Origin of the sequence: Cryobacterium sp. Sr3, assembly GCF_004402835.1 — a bacterium.
In the GTDB taxonomy this organism is placed as follows: Bacteria; Actinomycetota; Actinomycetes; order Actinomycetales; family Microbacteriaceae; genus Cryobacterium; species Cryobacterium sandaracinum.
Genome location: NZ_SOFA01000004.1, coordinates 1 through 25979, shown reverse-complemented (window position 1 = coordinate 25979; position 25979 = coordinate 1). Strand labels below are relative to the sequence as shown.

Annotated in this window: 23 protein-coding genes; 22 read left to right on the top strand and 1 reads right to left on the bottom strand. The window is 67.0% G+C overall.

Features of this window, described 5'->3' with window-relative positions:
• Positions 1-8: 8 nt before the first annotated feature.
• A complete protein-coding gene (locus tag E3N94_RS01120) occupies positions 9-1055 on the bottom strand; it encodes a polyprenyl synthetase family protein (RefSeq protein WP_241987029.1) in 1047 nt (348 codons plus the stop codon).
• 39 nt (positions 1056-1094) lie between these two features.
• On the opposite strand from E3N94_RS01120, the gene E3N94_RS01115 reads away from it, so the two are divergent.
• From E3N94_RS01115 to E3N94_RS01010, 22 genes are all read left to right on the top strand, one after another.
• Entirely contained in the window at positions 1095-1586 is a 492-nt protein-coding gene (locus E3N94_RS01115; protein WP_338145468.1) for a DUF3040 domain-containing protein, read from the top strand.
• Positions 1587-1849: 263 nt separating this feature from the next.
• Positions 1850-2281 carry a division/cell wall cluster transcriptional repressor MraZ gene (mraZ, locus tag E3N94_RS01110; protein ID WP_104099528.1) on the top strand — a complete coding sequence of 144 codons (432 nt, stop codon included), beginning with the start codon at positions 1850-1852 and terminating at the stop codon, positions 2279-2281.
• 96 nt (positions 2282-2377) lie between these two features.
• Complete coding sequence (gene rsmH, locus E3N94_RS01105; RefSeq protein ID WP_104099527.1) at positions 2378-3331, top strand: 16S rRNA (cytosine(1402)-N(4))-methyltransferase RsmH; 954 nt, start codon at positions 2378-2380, stop codon at positions 3329-3331.
• A complete protein-coding gene (locus tag E3N94_RS01100) occupies positions 3328-3930 on the top strand; it encodes a hypothetical protein (protein WP_134401327.1) in 603 nt (200 codons plus the stop codon). The genes rsmH and E3N94_RS01100 overlap by 4 nt, the downstream gene beginning before the upstream one ends.
• 107 nt (positions 3931-4037) lie before the next feature.
• Positions 4038-5816: a penicillin-binding protein 2 gene (locus E3N94_RS01095; protein WP_241987028.1), complete on the top strand. Its 1779-nt coding sequence runs from the start codon at positions 4038-4040 to the stop codon at positions 5814-5816.
• Between the two features lie 13 nt (positions 5817-5829).
• Positions 5830-7374, top strand: a complete 1545-nt coding sequence (locus E3N94_RS01090; RefSeq protein ID WP_104099525.1) for a UDP-N-acetylmuramoyl-L-alanyl-D-glutamate--2,6-diaminopimelate ligase — start codon at positions 5830-5832, stop codon at positions 7372-7374.
• Positions 7375-8787: a UDP-N-acetylmuramoyl-tripeptide--D-alanyl-D-alanine ligase gene (gene murF, locus E3N94_RS01085; RefSeq protein WP_134569639.1), complete on the top strand. Its 1413-nt coding sequence runs from the start codon at positions 7375-7377 to the stop codon at positions 8785-8787.
• A complete protein-coding gene (gene mraY, locus E3N94_RS01080) occupies positions 8784-9875 on the top strand; it encodes a phospho-N-acetylmuramoyl-pentapeptide-transferase (RefSeq protein ID WP_134343348.1) in 1092 nt (363 codons plus the stop codon). Before murF ends, mraY begins: the two co-directional genes overlap by 4 nt.
• A complete protein-coding gene (gene murD / locus E3N94_RS01075) occupies positions 9875-11431 on the top strand; it encodes a UDP-N-acetylmuramoyl-L-alanine--D-glutamate ligase (protein WP_241987027.1) in 1557 nt (518 codons plus the stop codon). The genes mraY and murD overlap by 1 nt, the downstream gene beginning before the upstream one ends.
• Positions 11400-12638, top strand: coding sequence for a putative lipid II flippase FtsW (ftsW, locus tag E3N94_RS01070; protein WP_134415198.1), 1239 nt, complete (start codon positions 11400-11402; stop codon positions 12636-12638). The genes murD and ftsW overlap by 32 nt, the downstream gene beginning before the upstream one ends.
• Positions 12638-13708: a UDP-N-acetylglucosamine--N-acetylmuramyl-(pentapeptide) pyrophosphoryl-undecaprenol N-acetylglucosamine transferase gene (locus E3N94_RS01065; protein ID WP_134415199.1), complete on the top strand. Its 1071-nt coding sequence runs from the start codon at positions 12638-12640 to the stop codon at positions 13706-13708. The genes ftsW and E3N94_RS01065 overlap by 1 nt, the downstream gene beginning before the upstream one ends.
• A 104-nt stretch (positions 13709-13812) precedes the next feature.
• Positions 13813-15210 carry a UDP-N-acetylmuramate--L-alanine ligase gene (gene murC, locus E3N94_RS01060; protein ID WP_104099519.1) on the top strand — a complete coding sequence of 466 codons (1398 nt, stop codon included), beginning with the start codon at positions 13813-13815 and terminating at the stop codon, positions 15208-15210.
• 13 nt (positions 15211-15223) lie between these two features.
• Complete coding sequence (locus E3N94_RS01055) at positions 15224-16273, top strand: FtsQ-type POTRA domain-containing protein (protein ID WP_104099518.1); 1050 nt, start codon at positions 15224-15226, stop codon at positions 16271-16273.
• A gap of 141 nt (positions 16274-16414) precedes the next feature.
• On the top strand, positions 16415-17599 hold the full coding sequence (ftsZ, locus tag E3N94_RS01050; RefSeq protein WP_104099517.1) for a cell division protein FtsZ: 1185 nt from the start codon (positions 16415-16417) through the stop codon (positions 17597-17599).
• 34 nt (positions 17600-17633) lie between these two features.
• Positions 17634-18329 carry a YggS family pyridoxal phosphate-dependent enzyme gene (locus E3N94_RS01045; protein WP_104194790.1) on the top strand — a complete coding sequence of 232 codons (696 nt, stop codon included), beginning with the start codon at positions 17634-17636 and terminating at the stop codon, positions 18327-18329.
• A gap of 35 nt (positions 18330-18364) precedes the next feature.
• A complete protein-coding gene (gene sepF / locus E3N94_RS01040) occupies positions 18365-18931 on the top strand; it encodes a cell division protein SepF (protein WP_104099515.1) in 567 nt (188 codons plus the stop codon).
• 8 nt (positions 18932-18939) lie between these two features.
• Positions 18940-19236, top strand: coding sequence for a YggT family protein (locus E3N94_RS01035; RefSeq protein WP_104099514.1), 297 nt, complete (start codon positions 18940-18942; stop codon positions 19234-19236).
• Positions 19237-19380: 144 nt separating this feature from the next.
• The gene (locus tag E3N94_RS01030) at positions 19381-19983 is read left to right on the top strand and encodes a DivIVA domain-containing protein (protein WP_104099513.1); all 603 of its coding nucleotides are present in this window, start codon (positions 19381-19383) and stop codon (positions 19981-19983) included.
• Positions 19973-20530 (top strand): signal peptidase II, encoded by a 558-nt coding sequence (lspA, locus tag E3N94_RS01025; RefSeq protein ID WP_233191149.1) that lies wholly within the window; start codon positions 19973-19975, stop codon positions 20528-20530. The genes E3N94_RS01030 and lspA overlap by 11 nt, the downstream gene beginning before the upstream one ends.
• A gap of 8 nt (positions 20531-20538) precedes the next feature.
• Positions 20539-21459, top strand: coding sequence for an RluA family pseudouridine synthase (locus tag E3N94_RS01020; protein ID WP_134569637.1), 921 nt, complete (start codon positions 20539-20541; stop codon positions 21457-21459).
• A gap of 35 nt (positions 21460-21494) precedes the next feature.
• Complete coding sequence (dnaE, locus tag E3N94_RS01015; RefSeq protein ID WP_166790028.1) at positions 21495-25034, top strand: DNA polymerase III subunit alpha; 3540 nt, start codon at positions 21495-21497, stop codon at positions 25032-25034.
• Positions 25035-25271: 237 nt separating this feature from the next.
• Positions 25272-25979, top strand: a 708-nt coding sequence (locus E3N94_RS01010) for a transposase (protein WP_134569636.1), incomplete at its 3' end; no start/stop codon positions are given.

Below are 25979 nucleotides of genomic sequence, written 5' to 3'. Positions count from 1 at the left end.
CCGCGCTCCTAGAACGCCCGGCGGGTCACCGTCTCGGCCAGCTCCATCAGCCGCGTCGTGACCGCGCCGCTGATCGGTGATCCCTTGAGAGCTGCGAGGGCCTCGGCGACGTTCGAGTCGATGAGCGCCTCGATCCGATCGACGGCGCCGCTGTCGACGATGGCGCGCTGCAACATCCCGATCTGTGCTTCCGTCAGCAGCGGGTCGCCGAGGAGCGCGTCCAGGTTCTCGCGGGCCGTGTCCGTCAGGTTCTCGCGCGCCAGAGCGACCAGTACAGTGCGTTTGCCCTCGCGGAGGTCGTCACCGCTCGGTTTGCCGGTGACAGAGGCGTCGCCGAACACCCCGAGCAGGTCGTCCCGAAGTTGGAATGCGATGCCTAGCGGCAGTCCGAAGGCACGCAGGGCGTCGAGGTGGTCCGGGCCGGCGCCGGCCAGGGCTGCGCCGATCACAAGCGGCGCCTGCACGCTGTACTTGGCCGACTTGAAGACGATGACCCGCAGCGCCCGGTCGAAGAGTTCTGTTTCGGGCTGGGAGAACCAGGCGCGTTCTTCGAAGATGTCGAGGTACTGGCCCACAGTGACCTCGGTGCGCATCCGGTTGAATTCTATCCGTGCCCGGGCCGCGGCCGACGCGTCGGTGGCTGCCGCGAGCCCCTCGTCGAGCAGCTCATCGCTCCAGCCCAGCAAGAGGTCGCCGAGAAGGATTCCGGCGGCCCGGCCGAACGCGACCTGGCTGCCTGCCCATCCGCTTTGGCCGTGCATGCCCTCGAAGAGTTTGTGGGCGGAGGCCGCGCCGCGTCGGGTATCCGAATTATCGATGATGTCGTCGTGGACGAGTGCTGCCGCATGGAAGATTTCCAGGGCCGCCGCCGCGGAGATGACCGGCACCAGCGCGGTCAGGGCGTGGTCGGAATCCCCGTTCGCACCAGTGGATCCGCCTGTGCCGACGCTCTGCCAGCCCCAGTAGCAGAACAGCGCCCGGAAGCGTTTGCCACCGCTGAGAAACTGCCGTGAGAACTCCACCAGCGGCGTGAGATCGGAGCTGATGGTAGTCACAATTGGTAAACGGGTTTCGAGGAATTCGTCGATGCGAGAATGAACCAGATCGATCAGATGATTGCTTTGCGCCACTTGCCTAGCCTAGCCATCACGGCGGGGTTAGAATCGGTGAAGCACAGCGCGATCCCAAACAGGAGGAATGAGATGCCGCTTTCGGAACAAGAGCAGCGACTCCTCGAAGAAATGGAGCGCGGCCTCTACCACAATGACGCCGATTTCGTGGCGACCGTCGGAGGCAGCAGCCTCCGGCCCGACTACCGCTCGATTTCCATCGGGGTTCTGGCCGCGGTTGCCGGCATCGGTGCTCTCATCGCCGGCGTGGCCATCCAGCAGCTCTGGCTCGGTGTCCTCGGCTTCATCATCATGTTCGCCGGGGTGTTGTTCGCGACCACGCCCAGCAAGTCCGCCCGGCGGATGTCCGCATCCGCTCCGCGCTCCCGTCCGAACCAGCAGCAGCGGTCGTCTCAGCGCGGTTTCATGGATCGCATGAACGAACGCTGGGATCGTCGCCAGGACGGCCAGCAGTAACCTTCTCACCACCGCTCGACTGCACTTCCGCTCCACCGCACCTCGCAGACAGGGCCGATCATCCGATCGGCCCTTTTTTTGTGCCCACAAACGGTGCGAAATGAAACCCGGCCTTGAATTTCCCTCCACTCCGCTTTCCCCCGTTTTCATGCGGATCAGTAGGGTGAATTTCTCCAATATTTGCGCGTTTATTCTGTTTGGTGGATCAAAGTGGAGTAAAGTGGAGCAAGATCTGGACCGTGACCGGATGAGAGGGGGGATGAATGTTCTTTGGCACGTACGCCCCCAAGCTCGACGAAAAAGGCCGCATCATCCTTCCCGCAAAATTCCGGGACGAGCTGTCTCCCGGGATCGTCATGACCCGAGGCCAGGAGAACTGCCTCTACGTGTTCACGACCCGGGAGTTCGAGGCGTACTACGCGAAGATCTCCCAGGCGCCGCTCACGGACCAGAGCGGGCGCTCCTTCAGTCGCATGATGTTCTCCGGCGCGAGCGCAGAGCAGCCCGACAAGCAGAACCGGGTGACCATCCCCGCGAACCTGCGCGCCTGGGCCGGGCTCGACCGGGACCTCACCGTGATCGGCGCCGGCAACCGGGTAGAGATCTGGGACACCGCCGCCTGGGACGCGTACCTCTCCGAACAGGAAGAACCATTCGCGAACATCACGGAGGAGGTGATTCCGGGACTCATCTAGCTCCTGACGCCTGACTCCCAGCCGTTCTGCCTGACACACTTCCCCGGTGGCAGAGACGAATGGATGGGGATCAGGAATCAGGAACCACCCGGGACTATGGCCATCAACGATATCCACACCCCAGTTCTGCTCGACCGCTGCGTCGAGCTGCTCGCACCGGCACTGGAACGACCCGGCGCCGTGCTCGTCGACGCCACTCTCGGCATGGGCGGGCACGCCGAGGCGTTCCTGCAGCGGTTCCCCGGGCTCGTCCTGGTCGGACTCGACCGGGATCTCGACGCCCTCGCGATCGCCGAGGAGCGGCTGAAGCCGTTCCGCGACCGGGTTCACCTCGTGCACACCGTCTACGACGGTATTCAGGACGCGCTGGCCGGCCTCGGCATCCGCGAGGTGTCCGGCGTGCTCTTCGACCTCGGCGTGTCCTCGCTCCAGCTCGACCGGGTCGAGCGTGGTTTCTCCTACTCCAAGGACGCGCCGCTGGACATGCGCATGGACAACACCAGCGACCTGACGGCCGAGCGCATCGTGGCCACGTACAGCGAGCAGGAGCTGCGCCGGATCTTCCACGAGTACGGCGAGGAGAAGCTGGCGGCACGCTACGCCAAGGCCATCGTCGAGGCCAGGGAGACCACCCCGTTCGTGCGGTCGGCCCAGCTGGTCTCCGTGATCACCGCCGTCACACCGGTTGTTGTTCAGCGCGCCGGACACCCCGCGAAGCGGGTCTTCCAGGCGCTGCGCATCGAGGTCAACCAGGAACTCGCCGTGCTCGAGCGCGCCATTCCCTCAGCGCTCGATTCGGTCGCGGTCGGTGGGCGCATCGTCGTCATGGCCTACCAGTCCCTCGAGGACCGGATCGTGAAGAAGTCCCTGGCAAAGGCATCCGGCTCCACCGCCCCTGCCGGATTGCCGATCGAACTTCCCGAACACAAACCACTGTTCAAGCTTGTGATCCGAGGGGCCGAATTGGCCTCGGACGAAGAAAAGGCGAGAAACCCGCGCGCAACGCCGGTTCGCCTTCGCGCCGCCGAGCGACTGAGGAGAGCCGCATGAGTGACAACCTCGCACGCGCACCACGACCCAACTGGGAGAGCACCCCCGACACCGCTTCGGTGCCGGAGCCTCGCCACATCGAGATCGTCTCGCCGCGCAGCCAGCGTCACGCGCGTCCGAAGATCGTCTACGCACTCTCGGCCGTCACCGGCGTGGCTGCCATCGTGCTCGCTCAGCTGCTGCTGAGCGTCGGGATCTCCCAGTCCGCCTACGAGGTGTCCCGGCTGCAGGCCAGCCAGGTCGAACTCGGGCGCACGGCGGAGAGCGTCACCGAGGACCTCGTGCGGGTCTCGTCCCCGCAGAGCCTGGCCGCGAACGCGGAAGCACTCGGCATGGTCAGCAACTCCAACCCGGTGTACCTTCGCCTGTCCGACGCCGCCGTTCTCGGAGCGCCCGCCTCCGCCAGCGGAAGCTCGGCCGGTACGGCGAGCCTGGTGCCCAACTCGCTCCTCGTCGGCGTACCTTTGGTCACGGAACTGCCGCAGACCACCGGTCAGGGGGCCAGCCTCGGCGGTTCACCGGCCGAGGTCCCCGCGGCGGTCGCCCCGGTTGCCCCGGCAGCCGAACCCAACGCTCTGCCGACGCCCACGACCCGCTAGCCCGCCCCGATTCGCCCGTCTCGCGAGGGACGTCCCGCCCGCCTCCCGTTAGTTTCGTTCCCAGAACGCGCCCAACCCGCGGCCCCGGCCGCAGTAAGGAATCGCAGGTGGCGAGCAGCTCCCGGTCCAGCAGGCGGCGCAGTGCCGCGACGATCCTGATCCTGCTCGTGTTCGTGGCCGTGTTCGTGGTCAGGCTCGTCGACATCCAGGTCGTGCGCGCCGAGACGCTCAGCGCCGACTCGCTGGGCAACCGGTCGGTCGAGCAGCCCGTCTACGGAGCCCGCGGAGACATCGTCGACACGAACGGGGTCGTCCTGGCCGGCACGGTCATGCGGTACGACATCACCCTGTCTCCGCGGAACGCCGCGGAATTCGACCGCACCACCGACGATGGGGACGTGACCGTGACGGTCGCGCAGGCGGCCGCGGAGGTGGGCGCCCTCACCGGGCAGACCGGCGACGAGATCCTCCAGATCATCTCCGGCTCCCTGGCCGCCGACAAGGACTCCGACTACGCCGTCGTCGTGCGGGCCGTGGACGTCTCGGTGTTCCGGGCCATCGACAAGCTCGACATCCCGTGGATGTACGCCGAGAAGAACCCGGGCCGGGTCTACCCGGATGGCGCCGTGGCCGGCAACCTGGTCGGATTCGTCTCCTCCGGGGGAGAGGCTCAGGCCGGCATCGAGCTCGGGCAGGACGCCTGCCTCGCGAGCACCAACGGCACGGAGACCTATGAGAAGGGAGCGGATGGCGTGCGCCTGCCCCAGAGCACCGTCACCACGGTCCGGGCCAAGGACGGCGGCGACGTCGTCACGACCATCGACTCCGACCTGCAGTGGTTCGTGCAGCAGGTGCTGGCCGAACAGGCCGTCGCCACAGGCGCGGCCTGGGGCAACGTGGTGGTGCAGGAGGTGAAGACCGGGAAGCTCGTCGCGGTCGCCGACTACCCGTCGGTCGACCCCAACAACGTCAACGGCACCCCCGACGCTGAGGACCGCGGCTCCCGGGCCTTCACCGCCCCCTTCGAGCCCGGTTCTACGTACAAGGCGCTGACCACGGCATCCGTTCTCGACGCGGGGGCCGCCACCTCGCTGAGCCGGGTCGTCGCGCCCTACCGGTACCTGCCGCCCAACGGTGCCAACGTGAACGATAGCTCAAACCACGCCGACCTGAACCTCACCCTCACGGGCGTGATGATCGAGTCTTCGAACACGGGCATGTCGAAGTTCGGCGAGTTGATCAGTGACCAGCAGCGCTACGACTATATGAGTAAGTTCGGTGTGGGCTCGGCCTCGGAGTCCGGTTTCCTCGCCGAGGAATCCGGCACCCTGCGCCCCTTCGAAGATTGGGACAACCAGACCAAGTACGCGACCATGTTCGGTCAGGGGCTCACCACCACGGCCATCCAGGTCTCCAGTATCTACCAGACCCTGGCCAACAACGGCGTGCGGATGCCCGTGCAACTGGTCGCAGGCTGCCGCCACGCTGACGGCAGCATGACCGACGTGCCCGAAGCGGTCGGTACCCCGGTCGTGTCGGCCGCCGCCGCCCGGGAGACCGCAGACATCCTCGAGATGGTCTACCAGAAGGCCTGGCTGGCCAAGACGTGGGAGATTCCGGGCTACCGGGTGGGCGCGAAGACCGGGACGGCGCAGATGCCCGATGGTCGGGGTGGGTACACCAAGGGGTACCTGGTGTCGGTCTCCGGCTTCGCTCCGGGCGACGATCCGCAGTATGTCGTTTCGGTCAGCCTCGCCGACCCTGTTAAACTGAACTCTTCCGCGGCATCTGCTCCGATCTTTCAAGAGGTCATGAGTCAGGTGCTGAAGAAGTACCGGGCAGTCCCCTCGGGCGCCACCGCGCCTGCCCTTCCCGGTACCTGGTAAGAAAGCGAGCCCCGTGACCGAATTGGCACCCTCGGCTCTCCGTCCTCAGCATCCGGTCCCCAGATCGTTGTCGGGACTGGTCGATGAATTCGAACTGTATGTGCACGGCGATGTCGATGGCCTCGAGGTCACCGGCGTGAGCCTGAGCTCCCGAACCGTTCAGCCCGGAGACCTCTATGTCGGCGTTCCCGGGCGCGCGAGTCATGGCGCGTCCTACGCCGCCGGCGCCCGCGAGTCCGGTGCGGTCGCGATTTTGACCGATGAGGCCGGGGCGGTGCTGGCCGCCGACAGCGGCCTGCCGATCCTGGTGACCCCGGACGCGCGCGCCGCGCTCGGTGCCGTCGCCGCCTGGATCTACCGCACCGACGCCAATCCGGCCACGCTCTTCTCCGTCACCGGCACCAACGGCAAGACCAGCGTGGTCTATCTCCTCTTCGCCCTGCTCAACCAACTGGGCGTTGTGGCCGGCCTCACTTCGACCGCCGAGCGCCGCATCGGCGACCTCGCCGTGGTGAGCTCGCTGACGACCCCGGAGGCAACCGAGCTGCACGCCCTCCTCTCCCGCATGCGAGAGGCCGAGGTGCGCGCCGTTGCGATCGAGGTGTCCGCCCAGGCGCTGACCCGCCACCGCGTGGACGGGCTCGTCTTCGACGTCGCCGGGTTCACGAATCTGAGTCACGACCACCTCGACGACTACGCGGGCCTCGACGAGTACTTCCAGGCCAAACTCGAGCTGTTCCAGCCCGACCGCTCCCGGCGGGGCGTCATCACGGTCGACTCCGACTGGGGCCGCCGGATCGTCGACGAGTGCCGCATCCCCGTCACCACCCTGAGCAGCAACCCGGACGTCGCCGCCGACTGGCACATGTCCATCGTCTCCGAGAGCGCGCTGTACACCGAGTTCCTGCTCGAGGGCCCCGAAGGGCGCCGCCTGCAGACCCGGGTTCCCCTGGTCGGCTGGTTCATGGCCGCCAACGCCGCCCTGGCCATCCTGATGCTGGTCGAATCCGGCTACGACCTCGAGGCGATCGCCCATTCCCTCGATCGTGACGGCGGAATCGACGTCTACATCCCCGGGCGCGCTGAGCGCATCTCCGGGGACACGGGACCGCTCGTCTACATCGACTACGGGCACAGCCCGGACGCGTTCCTGAACACCCTCGCCGCCATCCGTAAGTTCACTCCCGGCCGACTGATCATGGTCTTCGGCGCCGACGGCGACCGCGACACCACGAAACGGGCGGACATGGGGGCGATCGCTGCCCGCGGGGCGGATGTCGTCGTGATCACCGACTTCCACCCTCGGTTCGAGGACCCCGCGGCCATTCGTGCCACTCTGCTCGCTGCCGCACGGGAGGCCGTGCCCGGCGGAGAGTTCCATGAGGTGCCCGACCCCCGGACGGCGTTCCGGACGGCGCTGTCCCTAGCGAAAGAAGGCGACGCGATCTTGTATGCGGGACCCGGCCATGAAAATTACCACGAGGTTGCCGGCGTGAAGATTCCGTACTCCGCCCGGGACGATTCCCGCCAGGCGCTGCGCGATGCGGGGTGGCTGTAGATGATCGCCCTGACCCTGGGCCAGATCGCCTTGGCCGTCGACGGCACGCTCCACCTGGACGGAACCTCTCGGAGCATCGACTCCGTGACCGACGGAATGGTGCACACCGACTCGCGCGACATCGTTCCCGGCTCCATCTTCGTGGCCAAGCCCGGTGCGGTGACTGACGGCCACCTCTTCGCCCCGGCCGCCGTCGAACGCGGCGCCACCCTGCTGATCGTCGAACGACACCTTGATCTCCCCGTGGCGCAGATCGTCGTGCCGGACGCCGTGCTCGCCCTCGGCGCCCTCGCCACCGACGTCGTGGCCCGCGTGCGGGAAGCCGGCAACCTCAAGATCGTCGCCGTCACCGGATCCAACGGCAAGACCACGACGAAGAACCTGCTCCGCGCCGTGCTCGAGCGCGTCGGCCCGACCGTCGCGGCCCGCGCATCTTTCAACAACGAGGTCGGCGCGCCGCTGACCATGCTCGAACTGACCCGCGACACCCGTTTCCTGGTGGCGGAGATGGGTGCGAGCGGCGTCGGAGAGATCGCCCGGCTCATCCGGATGGCCCGTCCCGACATCGGGATCGTGCTCAAGGTCGGCCTCGCCCATGCCGGCGAATTCGGAGGCATCGAAGCCACGGTCCGCGCGAAGACCGAAATGGTCACCGAGCTGCTGGCGACGGATGTCGCCGTGCTGAATACCGACGACCCGCGCGTCGCCGGTATGGCCGCCTCCACCCGGGCCCGGATCGTCTGGTTCGGCCAGTACGGCGAGGAGGGAGTGCGCGCGACCGCGGTGCACGCCTCCGCGTCCGGAACGACGTTCACGCTGCACCTGGCCTCGGGCCAGTCCCGCCCGGTGGCGTTTCAGGTGCTCGGCGAACACCATGTCATGAACGCTCTGGCCGCCGCCGCCGCCGCCGAGATCCTGGGAGTCGCGATCGACGACATCGTCTCCGCCCTCGAATCCGTGCAGACCGCCGAACGTTGGCGCATGCAGGTCATGGGCGGCCGGGACGGGGTGACCGTCATCAACGACGCCTACAACGCCAGCCCGGACTCCATGACGGCGGCGCTCAAGACCCTCGCTCAGATCGGTGTTCCCGGCCGGCGCACCATCGCGGTTCTCGGCGAGATGAGCGAGCTGGGCGAACTGGCTGGTGAGGAGCACGACCGCGTCGGGCTGCTCGCCGTGCGCCTCAACATCTCCCAGCTCATCGTGGTCGGGCGCGGCGCGCGGCGCATGCACATCAGCACCATCAACGAGGGATCCTGGGACGGGGAGTCTGCCTTCGTCGAGAATGCCGACGAGGCCTTCAACCTGCTCTGCGCCACAGTGCAACCGGGGGACACCGTGCTGGTGAAATCCTCCAATTCCGCCGGCCTGAGATTTTTGGGCGACCGTCTGGGAGAGTGGTTCTCGTGAGAGCACTTTTGATGGCCGGAGCCTTCTCCCTCGTCTTCACCCTGTCGCTGACGCCGCTGTTCATCCGGCTGTTCAAGAAGCTGGGCTGGGGACAGTTCATCCGCGACGACGGCCCGCAGAGCCACCACGCCAAGCGCGGCACGGCCACCATGGGTGGCATCATCATCATCCTCGGCGCCCTGGTCAGCTATTTCTCGGCGATGTGGCTGACCGGGTCCCCGGTCACGGCGTCGCCGCTGCTGGTGCTGTTCATGATGGTGGGCCTCGGCATGGTCGGCTTCGTCGACGACTTCCTGAAAACGCGGAACCAGCGCAGCCTCGGGCTCGGCGGCTGGGCCAAGATCACCGGCCAGGTTCTCGTGGCCGGCACGTTCGCCATCCTGGCCATCCAGTTTCCGAACGCCAACGGCGTCACGCCGGCGTCGACTAAAATCTCGTTCCTGCGAGATCTGCCGCTGGACTTCATGCAATTGGGCAGCATCATCGGCATCTCCCTGTTCGTGCTGTGGATCTGTCTGATCGTGACGGCCACGTCCAACGGCGTCAACGTCACCGACGGCCTCGACGGGCTCGCCACCGGGTCGTCGATCCTGTCGATCGGCGCGTTCATCGTGATCGGCTTCTGGCAGTCCAACCAGGCCCGCTTCGGGGGAGCGGACATCGCCGACCTCTACCGCGCCTACGACGTTCGGGACCCGCTCGACCTGGCCATCGTCTCCGCGGCCATCGTCGGCGGCCTGATCGGCTTCCTCTGGTGGAACACCTCGCCGGCCAAGATCTTCCTGGGCGACACCGGTTCGCTCGGCATCGGCGGCGCCCTCGCCGCCCTGGCCATCCTGAGCCGCACCGAACTGCTGCTCGTGCTGATCGGCGGCCTGTTCGTGATCGAGGCCGGATCGGTGATCGTGCAGCGCGCCTACTTCAAGGTGACCCGCGGCCAGCGCATCTTCCTGATGAGCCCCATCCATCACCACTTCGAGCTCAAGGGCTGGGCCGAGGTCACCGTGGTGGTGCGTTTCTGGATCATCGGCGGGCTGTTCGTGGCCGCCGGCGTCGGCACCTTCTACCTCGAATGGCTGGCCAGCTAGTGGCTGGTCGCCACGCCGATGAGGTCGGGCCCGCTGGGGCTGACGCCGCGCGCCTCGACGGGTTGACCAGCTGGCACTCCGACTGGTCCGGCCTCCGTGTCGCCGTGCTCGGTCTGGGCGTCACCGGCTTCGCAGCCGCCGACACCCTCGTCGAACTGGGCGCGGATGTGCTCGTCGTGGCGGGGGACGCTCCTGCCGACACCATCCGCCTGCTCGACGTGATCGGGGCGAGACTGGTGCAGGCCGCGCCGGGCGTCGTTCCGCATGAACTGACCCGGCACCGGCCGGAGGTTCTGATCGCCTCGCCCGGCTACCACCCCGACCACGCTCTGCTGCTCTGGGCCGCTCGGGCCGGGGTACCGGTCTGGGGAGACATCGAGCTGGCCTGGCGCCTGCGGGACAAGGTCGGGCCCGCGGCCGAGTGGATCCTCGTCACCGGCACCAACGGCAAGACCACCACCGTGCAGCTGACGGCCACCATGCTCGCCGCCGCCGGCCTGCGCGTCGCACCCTGCGGCAACATCGGTGTGCCCGTCCTCGACGCCGTGCGCGACCCGCAGGGCTGGGACGTGCTCGTGGTCGAACTCTCCAGCTACCAGCTTCACCACCTGCCCCGCACCGGTCCCGGCGCCCTCGTGCCGTTCTCCAGCGTCTGCCTCAACATCGCCGACGACCACCTCGACTGGCACGGTTCGGCCGAGGCGTACCGCGATGCGAAAGCCACCGTCTACGCCAATACCCAGGTGGCCTGCGTCTACAACAAGGCGGATGCCGCGACCATCCGTATGGTCGAGGACGCCGACGTGCAGGAGGGTGCCCGGGCCATCGGCTTCGGCCTCGGCGCCCCCGGGCCCAGCGACTTCGGCATCGTCGAGGGCATCCTCTGCGACCGCGCGTTCCACGAGGACCGGTTCGAGACCGCCATCGAGATCACCACCGCGCCGGAACTCCGGGCCCACGGGCTCAGCGCGCCGCACCTGCTCGCTGACATCCTCGCTGCCAGCGCTCTGGCCCGGTCCTTCGGCGTCGCGCCCGGCGTCATCCACGACGCCCTGGAGGGTTTCCGCCTCGACGCGCACCGGATCGAGATCGTTGCCGAGTTTGCCGGCATCCGCTGGATCGACGACTCGAAGGCCACCAACCCGCATGCGGCGGATGCTTCGCTCACCGCTTTCGAGACCGTCGTCTGGCTGGTCGGCGGCCTGCTCAAGGACGTCGATGTCGATGACCTGGTAGCCCGGCACGTCGGCCACCTGCGCGGGGCCGTGATCATCGGAGCCGACCGCTCCGTGTTACGGGACGCATTCGCGCGACACGCGCCGGAGCTGCCGGTGTTCGAGATCGACGCCGACGACACTGGTCGGGTGATGCCCGGGGCGGTCCGCCTCGCGGCCGGTCTCGCAGAAACCGGCGACGTCGTGCTGCTGGCCCCGGCCGCGGCGTCTATGGACCAGTTCACCGACTACGCCCAGCGGGGCCGGTTGTTCGCAGAAGCCGTACGGGACCACCTGGGAGGTGAGGCGGATGAAGACTCCGCCTCGAACCCCGGCGCCTAGGCAGGCCGCGCCCGTCGCCTCCACCCGAATTCATTTCGGCCGGGTGTTCAAGGCCGAGTCCGCGAGCTATTTCCTGCTGCTCGGCACGACCCTGTTCCTCGTCGTGTTCGGCCTGGTCATGGTGCTGTCGTCTTCCTCGGTCGACTCCTACCTGGAGAACACCGGCTTCTTCGGCACCGTCCTGCGCCAGGGGGGATTTGCGCTGATCGGCGTTCCGGTGATGCTGATGATCAGCCACCTGCCGCTGAAGTTCTGGCGGCGTGTGGCGTGGCCGTTGCTCATCGTCGCCTGTCTCCTGCAATGCCTGGTCGTGTTCACGCCGCTGGGCGTCGAGGTGGCCGGCAACACCAACTGGCTGTCGGTCGGCGGAGTCCAGTTCCAGCCCTCCGAGGCGATCAAACTCGCCCTCGTCGTCTGGCTGGGCATGATCCTGTCGCAGAAGGAGAAACGGCTCGACGACTGGCGCCACGTGTACATTCCGGTTTTCGGCGTGGGCGGCGGCGCCGTGCTGCTCGTGCTCATCGGCGGTGACCTCGGAACCGTCCTGATCATGGCCGGTATCCTCTTCGGAGCCCTGTTCTTCGCCGGCGTTCGACTGCGCCTCCTGGCAGTGCCTCTCGGCGCCGGGGTCGTGCTCGCGGTTCTGATGGCATTGACGAGCACGAACCGGATGACGCGCATCCTGAGCTTCATGGGAGCCGGCTGCGAAGAGCTCGACGGCCCCATCTCGGCACCCTGCTGGCAGCCGCTGCACGGCACCTGGGCACTCGCTAACGGCGGGATCTTCGGCGTCGGGCTCGGCAACTCCAAAGCCAAGTGGTCCTGGCTGCCCGCGGCCGACAACGACTACATCTTCGCCATCGTCGGCGAGGAACTCGGACTGATCGGGGCCATCGTCGTCCTATTCATGTTCATCCTGCTGGCCTTCGCGTTCCTGCGCATCATGCGCACCAGTACGAGCCTGCAGGCCCGCGTGTCGACGGCCGCCGTGCTCGTCTGGCTGATCGGCCAGGCCTTCGTCAACATCGGCGTGGTCCTGGGCGTGTTCCCGGTGCTGGGTGTTCCGCTCCCGTTGGTGTCCGCCGGCGGCACCGCCCTGCTCACGACCCTCGGTGCGATCGGCATCGTGCTCTCATTCACCCGGGGCGACCACGCGGAGCCGCCACGACGCACCGCCATGTCGACCGACACGTCAGGAGCCCGATAGTGACCACCTATCTGCTGGCCGGGGGCGGAACCGCCGGCCACGTGAACCCGTTGCTGGCCGTCGCCGACACCATCATGAGCCGGGAACCGGATGCGACAGTCATCGTTCTCGGCACCAGGGAGGGCCTCGAGGCCCGCCTGGTGCCGGCCCGCGGCTACGAGCTCGTCTTCGTTCCCCGACTGCCTTTCCCACGCCGGCCGAACCGACAGGCCCTCTCCTTTTTGCCACGGCTGAACCGTGCCATTGGCGACGTGGCCGATCTGATCCGGTTCCGCACGGTCGACGTCGTCGTCGGGTTCGGCGGCTACGTCTCGACCCCGGCCTACTTCGCGGCACGCCGGGCGGGGGTGCCGATCGTCATCCACGAGGCCAATTTCCGGGCCGGGCTGGCCAACCGGCTCGGCGCCTGGTTCACCCGCCATGTCGCGGTGGCCTTTCCCGGCACCCGGATCCGCCACCCGACCGTCGTCGGGATGCCGCTGCGATTCGAGATCGCCGAGCTTGACCGGGCTCAGGCGCGCCCGGAGGCCTTGGCGTTCTTCGGCCTCGACGCCGACCGCCCCACCCTGCTGGTCACCGGCGGATCCCTGGGCGCTCGGCGCCTGAACAACACCATCGCTTCCTCGGCTCCCGGTCTGATCAGGGCCGGCTGGCAGGTGCTGCACATCACCGGTGAGAAGTCGGAGGTGACAGACCCAGGTCTGCACCACTACCGCCTGATCTCCTACTGCGACCGGATGGACCTGGCGCTGTCCGCGGCGGACTTCGCGGTGTCCCGGGCCGGCGCCGGAACCGTGTGCGAACTCAGCGCCCTCGGCATCCCGGCCGTCTACGTGCCGTACCCCGTCGGCAACGGCGAGCAGCGCTTCAACGCGGCGGACGTCGTGGGCGCCGGCGGCGGGATCCTCGTCGACGATGCGGACTTCGTGCCGAACTGGGTGCAGCGCGAGCTCGTTCCCGTGCTCACCGACCGGGAGCGCGTGCGCCGGATGGGCGTCGCGGCGGCATCCGTCGGGGGACTCGACGGCTCGGTGCGAATGACCGACTTCATCCACGCCGCCCTCGCCTGATCACAGCGGCTAACGTTGTTCCAGCACCAGAACACCAGCACCGAACGCACACCAGCACCGAACGCACACCAGCATTCGTCTCCGACTGAGAAGAGCCAGCAACCGTGATCAAGCCCGACCTGAACCTCACCATTCCCCGTGACCTCGGCACGGTGCATTTCGTGGGCATCGGCGGCTCCGGGATGAGTGGGATCGCACGGTTGTTCCTCGCCGCCGGGCATACCGTGACCGGCTCGGATGTGCGCGAGTCCGACAACGTGCTCGCCCTGCGCGAGCTGGGAGCCCACATCGCGATCGGCCACGCCGCTGAGAATGTCGGCGAAGCCGACAGCCTCGTCGTCACGGGGGCACTCTGGCAGGACAACCCGGAATACGTGCTGGCGAACGAACGCGGCCTCCCCGTGCTGCACCGCTCCCAGGCGCTTGCCTGGCTGATCGAGAAGCACCGCCTCGTGGCCGTCGCGGGCGCCCACGGCAAGACCACCTCGACCGGCATGATCGTGACCGGCCTGCTCGGCCTGGGAACGCATCCCAGCTTCGTCAATGGCGGTGTGATCGAATCGCTCGGCGTGTCGGCCGGCGCGGGCACCGACGACCTCTTCGTGGTCGAAGCCGACGAGTCGGACGGCTCGTTCCTGCTCTACAACACGGCCGTCGCCCTGGTCACCAACGTCGACCCTGACCACCTCGACCACTACGGTTCGCTCGAGGCCTTCGAGGCCGCGTTCGTCGAATTCGCACAGAACGCGACCGAGTTCGTGGTCATCTCCTCCGACGACGCCGGCGCGGTCAGCGTGACGGGCAAGCTCGCCGGCAAACGGGTCATCACCTTCGGCGAGGACGCCGCGGCCGACGTGCGCGTGCACTCGGTCGTCACCGACGGACCGGTACGTTTCGGCGTGGCCTGGGCCGGAAGCGATTACTTCGCCACCCTCCGAATCCCAGGTCGGCACAACGCCATCAACGCCGCCGGCGCCTTCGCGGTGCTCGTCGGCCTCGGTTTCGCCCCGGAGGCGTCCCTGGCCGCCATCTCGGGTTTTGGCGGCACCGAGCGCCGCTTCGAATTGCACGGCACCGTGGGTGGGGTCAGCGTCTACGACGACTACGCCCACCACCCCACCGAGGTGGCCGCGGCGTTGTCCGCCGCCCGCACGGTGGTCGGCCGCGGCCGGATCATCGCCGTGCATCAGCCGCACCTCTACAGCCGCACTCGGCTGTTCGCCCAGGAATTCGCCCAGACGCTTGAGGAGAAGGCGGACCAGACCGTCGTCCTCGGCGTGTACGGCGCCCGAGAAGACCCGGAGCCCGGCGTGACCGGCGCCCTCGTTTCCGAACGGTTCACGGATGCCGGCAAGGTCGTCTACGTGCCCGACTGGCAGGAGGCCGCCGACTACGTCGCCTCGATCGCCCGGGACGGCGACTTCGTCGTCACCCTCGGCTGCGGCGACGTCTACCGGATCGTTCCCCAGCTGCTCGCCTCGCTCACGCAGGCGCGCGGATGACCCGCCGACGATCATGAAGCGGCCCGAGGGCTACGACCGCCCGCCGGCAGGCGCTGAGCGGACCGGCGGGCCGAAGACGACCGCCGCGAAGAGCGCCGGGGCGAAGCCAGCCGCAGCGAAGACAGCCCGTCCCAAGCCGGGAGGACGCCAGTCGAGCGGTCACAGCGACCACACGAATACCGAGCCGATCACGCTTCCCGCCGCCGACACGATCGCACCCGTGTCCCGGCTGCGGGCGCCGGACTCTTCCCCTTCGTCCGCGTTCGCACCCACGGAGCCCCGCGACTCTGCGCTGACTCCGGCCGGGGCCAGACGCAAGCTCCGGGCCGCCCGTCGTGCCCGCAAACTCTATGAACGGGAGGAGGTGCGCCGCTTCACCTGGCGCTCCCGTCGGCGGCGCAACGTCTGGCTGGCGGCGCTCGGCACCCTGGCCGCGCTCGTCGCCTTCGTGCTCGTCGGCACCTTCTCGCCCCTGATGGCGCTTCGCACCATTGAGGTCGTCGGGGCGAACCGGGTACCCTCCGAGAAGATCCGATCGGCCCTCGACGACCAGCTGGGCACGCCGTTGCCGCTCGTGGACTTCGACGCGGTGCAAAAGGAGCTGTCCGCCTTCACCCTGATCCAGAGCTACGTCACCGAGAGCCGTCCGCCGAACACCCTCGTCGTGCGCGTCGTCGAGAGGGAGCCCGTCGGCGCCCTCGTGACCGAGTCCGGGTTCGACCTGGTCGACGCGGCCGGGGTAGTGATCCAGAGCAGCGCGGAGCGCCCCGCCGGGTACGCCACGATCGATGCGCGGGCCGGGGTCGGCAGTGCCGGCTTCCGGGCGGCGGCTGCCGTGATCGCGGCCCTGCCGGCAGACATCCGTTCCACCCTCGACACCGTCACCGCCGCCACCACGGACGACGTCACCCTCACGCTCGTGGGCGGCGCGCGCGTTGTGTGGGGGAGTGCGGAGAAGTCGGACTTCAAGGCGGTCGTGCTCGCGGCCCTGATCGTGAGCCACCCGGTCGGCAGCGTCGGCGAGTACGACGTGTCCTCCCCGGATAGCGCCGTTCTCCGCTGAGATCTTGGTTGGATCTTCGCGACACGCGGGCGCGCCTCCCCGAGCCTGTTCGGCTGGCGCATAACTTTCTAAGCAGGAATTGCATACTCAGCATAACTTTAAACTTCGACAAGAGGTTTAGGGTTCCACCGGAGGCCGGACGTGTCAACAACAAATCAGAACTACCTCGCAGTCATCAAGGTTGTTGGAATCGGTGGCGGCGGTGTCAACGCCGTCAACCGCATGATCGAGCTCGGCCTCCGCGGAGTCGAGTTCATCGCCATCAACACGGATGCCCAGGCGCTGTTGATGAGCGACGCCGACGTCAAACTCGACGTGGGCCGCGATCTCACCCGCGGCCTGGGCGCCGGCGCCGACCCTGAGGTCGGCCGCCGCGCCGCCGAGGATCACGCCGAAGAAATCGAAGAGGCTCTGGCCGGCGCGGACATGGTCTTCGTCACGGCCGGCGAGGGTGGTGGAACGGGCACCGGCGGTGCGCCGGTCGTCGCCCGCATCGCCAAGTCCATCGGCGCGCTCACCATCGGTGTCGTCACCAAACCCTTCGGCTTCGAGGGCAAGCGCCGCCAAGCTCAGGCCGAGGCCGGCGTCGCCTCCCTCAAGAACGAGGTCGACACCCTCATCGTCGTGCCGAACGACCGCCTGCTGGAGATCAGCGACCGCGGAATCAGCATGCTCGAGGCCTTCGCCACGGCTGACCAGGTGCTCCTGGCCGGCGTGCAGGGCATCACCGACCTGATCACCACCCCCGGTCTGATCAACCTCGACTTCGCCGACGTCAAGTCGGTCATGCAGGGTGCCGGCTCCGCGCTGATGGGTATCGGCTCGTCCCGCGGCGCGGACCGAGCCATCAAGGCGGCCGAACTCGCCGTTGCGTCCCCGCTGCTCGAGGCCTCGATCGACGGCGCCCATGGCGTGCTGCTCTCGATCCAGGGTGGCTCCAACCTCGGAATTTTCGAGATCAACGACGCCGCTCGCCTCGTGCAGGAAGCCGTGCACCCGGAAGCCAACATCATCTTCGGTGCCGTCATCGACGACACCCTGGGTGACGAGGTGCGGGTTACCGTCATCGCTGCCGGATTCGACGGCGGTGAGCCCGGTGCCAAGGCGGTCGAGGTGCGCCGCGCAGACCTGGTCGCCGCCGGTGTCGCGGTCGGCGCGGGCGTGGGCACGGCGGGTGCTGCGGCGGTCGGCGCGACCGACTCGGCTCCCTACACGGATGCCGCGGCCTCGTCGGTCTGGTCCGGCGTCGAGCCCGGTGCGGCAGTGGCCGACCCGGCCTTCGAGGAAGACCCGGACGACCTGGACATCCCGGACTTCCTCAAGTAGTGCCGCAGGCAGCGAGAATGCCGATGGCAACCAGATGAGTGAGTCGGTCAGGCCCGGGGCCGGTGGCCTCGCGGAACGGTTGACCGCCGTTCAGGGTGGGATCGTCGCCGCGGCTGCCGCCGCCGGGCGCGACCCGGCGGAGCTCACCACGATCGTCGTGACCAAGTTCCAGCCCGTCTCGCTCCTCCAGGAACTTGCCGCCCTCGGCGTGCGCAACTTCGGGGAAAGCCGCCACCAGGAAGCCCAGGCCAAGGCCGCCGAGCTCCTCCAGCTCGACCTCACCTGGCATTTCGTGGGCCAGGTGCAGGGGAAGAAGGCCCGGCAGGTGCGGGCCTACGCCGACGTCATCCACTCCGTGGATCGAGCATCACTGGTCGATGCATTGGCGTCGGAGGATTCGGTCGTCGACTGCTTCGTGCAGGTGAACCTCACGGATGACCCGTCTCGCGGCGGAGTCGCTCCGGGGGAGCTGCCCAAGCTCGTCGAGCACGTGCTCTCCACGGCCGGACTGCGGCTGATCGGGCTGATGGCGGTGGCCCCGCTCGGTGCCGAACCGCGCCCATCCTTCGCCCGGGTTCGCGAACTGGGCGAGCAGATTCAGCAGTTCGCGCCGAACGCGAAATCCTTGTCCATGGGCATGTCCCAGGACTACGCGGAGGCGATCATCGAAGGGGCGACACACCTTCGAATTGGCACAGCAATCACCGGGAATCGCCCGGTATCCGGTTAATCTGGACAAGAAGAATCACCAACACGGAGGTCGAGATGTCCAACCCGCTCAAGAAAACCATGGTTTACCTGGGTCTGGCAGACGAGGAACTCGAGTACGAGGCGCCCACTGCTGCGCCCGCATCGACGGCCACTCACTCGACGGCGACCGGCGCTGCGGCATCGAAGTCCGCTGCTCCCCACTCCGCCCCGAATTCCTCGCACGCCGCGTCGTCCGCGTCGTCGTCACACACCGCCGGCGCACCCGCCTCGGCCGGTCGCGCATCGGTGACACCGCTGCGCAAGACCTCCGCTCCGAAGAATGTGGCTGCCTCAGACATGAATGAAATCCTCACCGTCCACCCGCGTCAGTATAAGGACGCTCAGGTGATCGCGGAGTCCTTCCGCGATGGAATCCCGGTCATCATCAACCTGTCTCAGATGAGCGACGCCGATGCGCGCCGCCTGATCGACTTCGCCAGCGGTCTGTCCCAGGGTCTGTACGGGAAGATCGAGCGCGTCACGGCGAAGGTCTTCCTGCTTTCCCCGTCCCACGTTGTCGTGTCCGGCGACAATGCCGCGGAGGACTCCGATGCCGAGGCGTCCTTCTTCGCGCAGTCGTAGTTACCGCCGTGTTTGCCGTCAGCCTGATCGGTGCGATCGCCTACTACGCCCTCCTGCTCTACTTCTTCGTGATGTGGGGTCGGTTCATCATCGACCTCGTACGCAGTGTCAACCGGTCTTGGCGGCCGCAGGGCCCCCTGCTCGTCGTGATCGAGTTGGCCTATTCCCTGACCGACCCGCCGATCAAGTTCTTCCGCCGGCTCCTGCCGCCGCTTCGAGTCGGCCCGATCGCCTTCGACTTCGGCTGGAGCATCACCATGCTCTGCGTCATCGTCGGCATGTCGATCACCGGGCTCATGCGCTGACCGATACCTCGCGCCCCGGACTGGGCATGTATTCTTGTCCGACGGCGTGCCGGGCTGACGCGGTCCGACTACGCGTCGGACCTTGATAGCGTTAGTTGAACGCAAACACAATGTTCGCAACTCGAGTTTTAAGGGTGGAAAGCCATGGCGCTAACTCCGGAAGATGTAGTCAACAAGCGGTTCCAGTCGACTAAGTTCCGCGAAGGATACGATCAGGACGAGGTCGATGACTTCCTCGACGAGGTCGTCGTTGAACTTCGCCGACTGACTGCGGAAAACGAGGAGCTCAAGGCTCGCGTCAGCTCTGGCGGCGCAGCGGAGGTCGCACCGGCGCCCGAGGCCGTCGCGGAGCCCGTCGTGGCTCCCGCCGTCGTGGCCGCACCGGTTGTTGCCGGGCCCATCGACGAGACCGCCGGCACGACTAACCTTCTCCAGCTGGCTCGTCGCCTGCACGAGGAGCATGTCAAGGAGGGTGCCGAGAAGCGCGATGCACTTATCGCCGAAGGCCACGCCACCGCAGCCCGTCTCGTCGCCGAGGCCGAAGCCAAGCAGCGCGCGCAACTCAGCATTCTCGACCAGGAGCGCTCCGTCCTCGAGACCAAGATCGACGATCTGCGCACCTTCGAGCGCGAGTACCGCCAGAAGCTGAAGAGCTACATCGAGACCCAGCTGCGCGACCTCGACGCCACTTCGCCGGTCGAGTCGAGCAACGCTTCGAAGTCGAGCTTCCAGAGCTTTGGCGCCTAAGGTTCGAACGAAGAAGCGCCCCGGTGCGTTGATCCTCCTGGCCGTCGTGGCCCTGGGGATTTACGCTCTGGATCAAATCAGTAAGTACCTCATCGTCAGCAGACTGACCGAGGGTGACATCGTCCGGGTTCTGGGAGACGTGCTGCAAATGCACTTCGTCCGGAATCCGGGCGCTGCCTTTTCCCTGGCAGCCGGCATGACGTGGATCTTCTCGATCATCGCCGTGGCCGTGGTGGTGCTCATCGTCTGGTTCGCCGGGCGCATCCGCTCTTTGGCCTGGTCTGTCGTCTTCGGGCTCCTGCTCGGCGGCGTGCTCGGCAACCTGACCGACCGGCTGCTGAGGGAGCCGTCCTTCGGCCTCGGTCACGTGATCGACTTCATTTCCACGCCCTGGCTGATCCCCGCCATCTACAACGTGGCGGACATGGCGATCGTGTCGAGCATGATCATCTTCATGTATCTGACCATTCGCGGAATCGGCCTCGACGGTCGCCGCACCGACGCCTCGGACCCGTCCGAATCCACCCCCACCCAGATAGCATCCTGATTCTCGCCATGGAAACACGCTCCCTTCCTCTTCCGGACGGACTCGCCGGAGTCCGCGTCGACGCCGGCATCGCCAAGCTCTTCGGCTTCTCGCGCAGCTTCGCGGCCGAAGTCTGCGAGGCCGGCGGAGTCACGTTAGACGGGGTCGTGGCCGGTAAATCCGACCGGTTGCACGGCGGTGCGTGGCTGGAGGTGTCCTGGCAGCCCAAGGAGGCCCTGGCGATCGTGCCCATCCCAGTGCCGGATCTCACGATCGTGCACGACGACGAGAGCATCGTGGTCATCAACAAGCCGTCCGGGGTGGCCGCGCATCCGAGTGTGGGCTGGACCGGTCCCACCGTGGTCGGCGCGCTCTCCGCGGCCGGCTACCGCATCGCCACCTCCGGGGCCAGCGAGCGGGCCGGGATCGTGCACCGCCTCGACGTGGGTACCAGCGGTCTGATGGTCGTCGCCAAGTCGGAGACCGCGTACACGGCGCTCAAGCGCGCCTTCCACGACCGCGAGGTCGAGAAGATCTACCACTCCGTCGTTCAGGGTCACCCCGATCCGAGCACGGGCACGATCGACGCGCCGATCGGGCGCCACCCGCGGTCGGACTGGAAGTTCGCGGTCATCGCCGGCGGCAAGGATTCCGTCACGCACTACGAGACGCTCGAGGCCTTCCCCTCGGCGTCACTGGTGGAGGTGCACCTGGAGACGGGGCGCACACATCAGATCCGGGTGCACATGGCCGCCCAGCGACATCCGTGCGTGGGTGACGCCATGTACGGCGCGGATCCCTCGATCACGGCGCGCCTCGGCCTGACCCGCCAGTGGCTGCACGCCAAGCAGCTGGCGTTCCACCACCCGGACACTCGGGAGTGGGTCACCTTCACCATCGACTACCCGGCCGACCTCGCGCACGCCCTCGACGTGCTGCGCGACGCCTGACGCGTAGCGCCCAATTACAACACCTCGGAGCCGTTTTGTCCTCTCAGAATAAGTCGGGTGGATCGACAGATTCCTTCGTGCACCTGCACGTGCATAGCGAGTACTCGATGCTCGACGGCGCGGCGCGGGTCAAACCGCTGATCAACGCGGCCATCGAGCAGGGGATGCCGGCGGTCGCCATCACCGACCACGGCAACGTGTTCGGTGCGTTCGATTTCTGGCGAACCGCGACGGAGGCCGGCATCAAGCCGATCATCGGCACCGAGGCGTACATCACCCCCGGAACCAACCGACGAGACAAGACCCGGGTGCGCTGGGGAACCAGCGGTCAGAACCGTGACGACGTCGGTGGCGCCGGTTCGTACACGCACATGACGCTGCTCTCGGAGACTACGGCCGGTATGCACAACCTGTTCCGGCTGTCGTCCAAGGCCAGCCTGGAGGGGTACTACTTCAAGCCCCGGATGGACCGGGAACTGCTCGCCGAGTTCTCGGACGGGTTGATCGGCACGACCGGGTGCGTGGGCGGCGAAGTGCAGACCCGCCTGCGCCTCGGCCAGTACGACGAGGCGAAGAAGGCGGCCGGGGAATTCCAGGACATCTTCGGCAAGGAGAACTTCTTCTGCGAGATCATGGACCACGGCATCGACATCGAGCGCCGCACCATGACCGACCTGCTCAAACTCGCCGGCGAACTCAACCTGCCGCTCGTGGCCAGCAACGACCTGCACTACACCCACGCCCACGACGCGACCGCCCATGCGGCCCTGCTCTGCGTGCAGTCGGCCTCGACCCTCGACGACCCGAACCGCTTCAAGTTCGACTCGAACGAGTTCTACCTGAAGACCGCCGCGCAGATGCGGCATCTCTTCCGCGAGCACCCGGAATCCTGCGACAACACGCTGCTGATCGCGGAACGCTGCCAGGTGGAGTTCAACACCAAGGCCAACTACATGCCCCGGTTCCCCTGCCCGGAGGGGGAGAACGAGGAGAGCTGGTTCGTCAAGGAGAACGAGATCGGGCTGGCCAAGCGCTACCCGAACGGCATCCCGGACGATGTGCGCAAACGAGCCGACTATGAGATCGGCATCATCATCCAGATGGGCTTCCCCGGCTACTTCCTCGTCGTGGCCGACTTCATTATGTGGGCCAGACAGCAGGGCATCCGGGTAGGTCCCGGCCGTGGGTCGGGCGCCGGTTCGATGGTCGCCTACGCCATGGGCATCACCGATCTGGACCCGCTCGTGCACGGGCTGATCTTCGAGCGGTTCCTGAACCCTGACCGCGTCTCCATGCCCGACTTCGACGTGGACTTCGACGAGCGACGCCGCGGCGAGGTCATCCACTACGTGACCGAGAAGTACGGCGAGGAGCGCGTCGCCCAGATCGTCACCTACGGCACGATCAAGGCCAAGCAGGCCCTCAAGGATGCGTCCCGGGTGCTCGGCTTCCCCTTCGGTATGGGGGACAAGCTCACCAAGGCCATGCCGCCGGCGATCATGGGCAAGGACGTGCCCCTGACCGGCATGTTCGACAAGGACCACGCGCGCTACCGCGAGGCCGCCGATTTCCGCGCCGTGATCGAGTCCGACCCCGAGGCCCGCACCGTCTTCGACACCGCCCTCGGCCTGGAGAACCTCAAGCGTCAGTGGGGCGTGCACGCCGCCGGGGTGATCATGAGCTCCGACCCGCTGATCGACATCATCCCGATCATGAAGCGTGAAGCGGATGGCCAGGTCGTCACCCAATTCGACTACCCGGCCTCTGAGGCCCTCGGCCTGATCAAGATGGACTTCCTGGGATTGCGCAACCTCACCATCATCGACGACACCCTCGACAACATCGCCGTGAACCGCGGGCACCGGCCCGTACTCGAAGAGTTGGGGCTCGAAGACCCGGCCGCCTACGAACTGCTCGCCCGTGGCGATACCCTCGGGGTGTTCCAACTCGACGGCGGGCCCATGCGATCGCTGCTTCGCCTGATGAAACCCGACAATTTCGAAGACATCTCGGCCGTCATCGCGCTGTACCGGCCCGGCCCCATGGGTGCCAACTCACACACCAACTACGCGCTGCGGAAGACCGGCCAGCAGGAGATCATCCCGATCCACCCGGAGCTCGAGGAGGCGCTGGCCGACGTCATCGGCACCACCTACGGCCTGATCGTGTACCAGGAGCAGGTCATGTCGATCGCGCAGAAGCTGGCCGGGTTCTCTCTCGGCCAGGCCGATCTGCTGCGCCGCGCGATGGGCAAGAAGAAGAAGTCGGAGCTGGACAAGCAGTTCGAGGGCTTCTCCGGCGGCATGGTCGCCAACGGCTACTCCATGGAGGCGGTGAAAACCGTCTGGGACATTTTGCTGCCGTTCTCCGATTACGCCTTCAACAAGGCGCACTCGGCCGCCTACGGGGTGCTCTCGTACTGGACCGCGTACCTCAAGGCGAAGTACCCGGCCGAGTACATGGCCGCGCTGCTGACCAGCGTCGGCGACTCCCGCGACAAGCTCGCGCTGTACCTGAACGAGTGCCGCCGGATGGGCATCCAGGTTCTGCCGCCCGACGTGAATGAATCGATCGGGTACTTCGCGGCCGTGGGCACGGACATCCGTTTCGGGCTCGGCGCGGTGCGCAACGTGGGATTCAACGTGGTCGACGCGATCCGCGCCGCCCGCACCGAGAAGAGCGCGTTCGAGTCGTTCCACGACTTCCTGCGCAAGGTGCCGATCCCAGTGGCGAACAAGCGCACGGTCGAGTCCTTGATCAAGGCCGGCGCATTCGACTCGCTCGGCGCGACCCGCCGGGCCATGTTCGAGATCCACGAAGCCGCGGTCGAATCCGCCGTCAAGATCAAGCGCGACGAGCAGCACGGCATGGTCGGCTTCGACTTCGACAGCCTCTTCGACGACCCGCAAGAGAGCGAGCAGGTTCCCGACCGTCCCGAATGGAGCAAGAAGGAGAAGCTCGCGCTCGAACGCGACATGCTCGGGCTCTACGTCTCCGACCATCCGCTGGCCGGGCTAGAGCTCCCGCTGGCCAAGCACGCCAGCACGACCATCGTGGACCTGGTGGGATCGGAGCAGACGCAGGATGCCGACACCGTCACCATCGCCGGGCTGATCACCAGCGTGCAGCACCGGATCGCGAAGAAGTCGGGCAACCAATACGGCATCATCCAGGTCGAGGATTTCGGTGGGGAGATCGCCGTGATGTTCATGGGCAAGGCCTATCAGGAGTTCTCGTCCGACCTGGTCAGCGACGCGGTCGTGGTCGTGCGGGGCCGGGTGAGCCTGCGCGACGATGGCATGAACCTGCACGCGTACAGCATTTTCGCGCCCGAACTCGGCTTGGCCTCGGACACCGGCACGCTGACCGTCACGCTGGCAGAATCCCGGGCCACGACCGACACTGTGACGGCGCTGGGCGAAGTCATCACCCGCCACATCGGCAGCTCCGAGGTGCGGATCAAGCTGGTGAAGGGCCATACGGCGCGAGTGTTCGAGCTGCCCCATCATGTGAAGATCAGCGCCGACCTGTTCGGGGAGCTCAAGAGCCTGCTCGGGCCGAACTGCCTGACCTAAAGGAGCGAGTCCTGGCCGACCGCTGGTGTCGCCCTCGGCAAGTCAGAGCTGACGGCACGCCGTGGACGCTGTTCCTCACCCGTGACGCGAAGTGCCCGGTGTCGAACCAATTCGACGGAGATTCTGGCTCCCCTGCTGTATCCGTGGGTGTTTCGGAGCGCCTTAACGGCCGCACGCCGCTTCCTGTCTAGGTTTCTGACTGTCAAAGGAAAGAAACTTTATAGGCGGGAAAACGGCGTGCGGTCTCTAACTTTATGGCGGACTTTGCTCGGTGTCGACAAGACAGTGGTCGAGGACGTTGATCTCGACCTCGTAGCGGGCGTTTTTGTTGCGTCGGTGCGACTGACCAGGTCGATGCGGAACCGGTGCGGGAGCTGCCAGAAACGCTGCCCGCGCTACGACGAGGGGGCGGGGCGCCGCCGGTGGCGGGGATTGGATTTCGGCTCGACCCGGGTCTTTCTGGAGGCGGATGCCCCGCGGGTGTCGTGCCGGGAGCACGGGGTGATCGTGGCCGCAGTCCCGTGGGCCAGGCACCAGGCCGGCCACACCCGCCACTTCGATTCATATGTCGCGTGGCTGGCCACTCAAACCTCGAAAACCGCGGCAACTCAGTTGATGCGGATCGCATGGCGGACGGTCGGGGCGATCATCACCCGGGTGTGGGCTGACACGGAAGAGCTCCATGATCCCTTCGCCGGGCTCACCCGGATCGGGATCGATGAGGTCTCCTTCAAGCGCGGCCGGAAGTTCTTGACTGTGGTCGTCGACCACGATTCGGGGCGCCTGGTCTGGGCCGCACCCGGCCAGGACAGGGCCACCCTGGGCGCGTTCTTCGATGCGCTCGGCGCGGAACGATCAGCCCTGATCACGCATGTTTCCGCGGATGGGGCCGCGTGGATCGCGTCGGTCGTCGCAGCACGCTGCCCGAACGCGGTCCGCTGCGCG

Coding starts and splice junctions, on each gene's coding strand:
- ftsW (WP_134415198.1), top strand. CDS start 11,400: ATGAAGACTCCGCCTCGAACCCCGGCGCCTAGGCAGGCCGCGCCCGTC.
- murF (WP_134569639.1), top strand. CDS start 7,375: ATGATCGCCCTGACCCTGGGCCAGATCGCCTTGGCCGTCGACGGCACG.
- rsmH (WP_104099527.1), top strand. CDS start 2,378: ATGGCCATCAACGATATCCACACCCCAGTTCTGCTCGACCGCTGCGTC.
- sepF (WP_104099515.1), top strand. CDS start 18,365: ATGTCCAACCCGCTCAAGAAAACCATGGTTTACCTGGGTCTGGCAGAC.
- E3N94_RS01115 (WP_338145468.1), top strand. CDS start 1,095: ATGAACCAGATCGATCAGATGATTGCTTTGCGCCACTTGCCTAGCCTA.
- E3N94_RS01045 (WP_104194790.1), top strand. CDS start 17,634: ATGAGTGAGTCGGTCAGGCCCGGGGCCGGTGGCCTCGCGGAACGGTTG.
- E3N94_RS01055 (WP_104099518.1), top strand. CDS start 15,224: ATGAAGCGGCCCGAGGGCTACGACCGCCCGCCGGCAGGCGCTGAGCGG.
- E3N94_RS01020 (WP_134569637.1), top strand. CDS start 20,539: ATGGAAACACGCTCCCTTCCTCTTCCGGACGGACTCGCCGGAGTCCGC.
- mraZ (WP_104099528.1), top strand. CDS start 1,850: ATGTTCTTTGGCACGTACGCCCCCAAGCTCGACGAAAAAGGCCGCATC.
- E3N94_RS01100 (WP_134401327.1), top strand. CDS start 3,328: ATGAGTGACAACCTCGCACGCGCACCACGACCCAACTGGGAGAGCACC.
- E3N94_RS01030 (WP_104099513.1), top strand. CDS start 19,381: ATGGCGCTAACTCCGGAAGATGTAGTCAACAAGCGGTTCCAGTCGACT.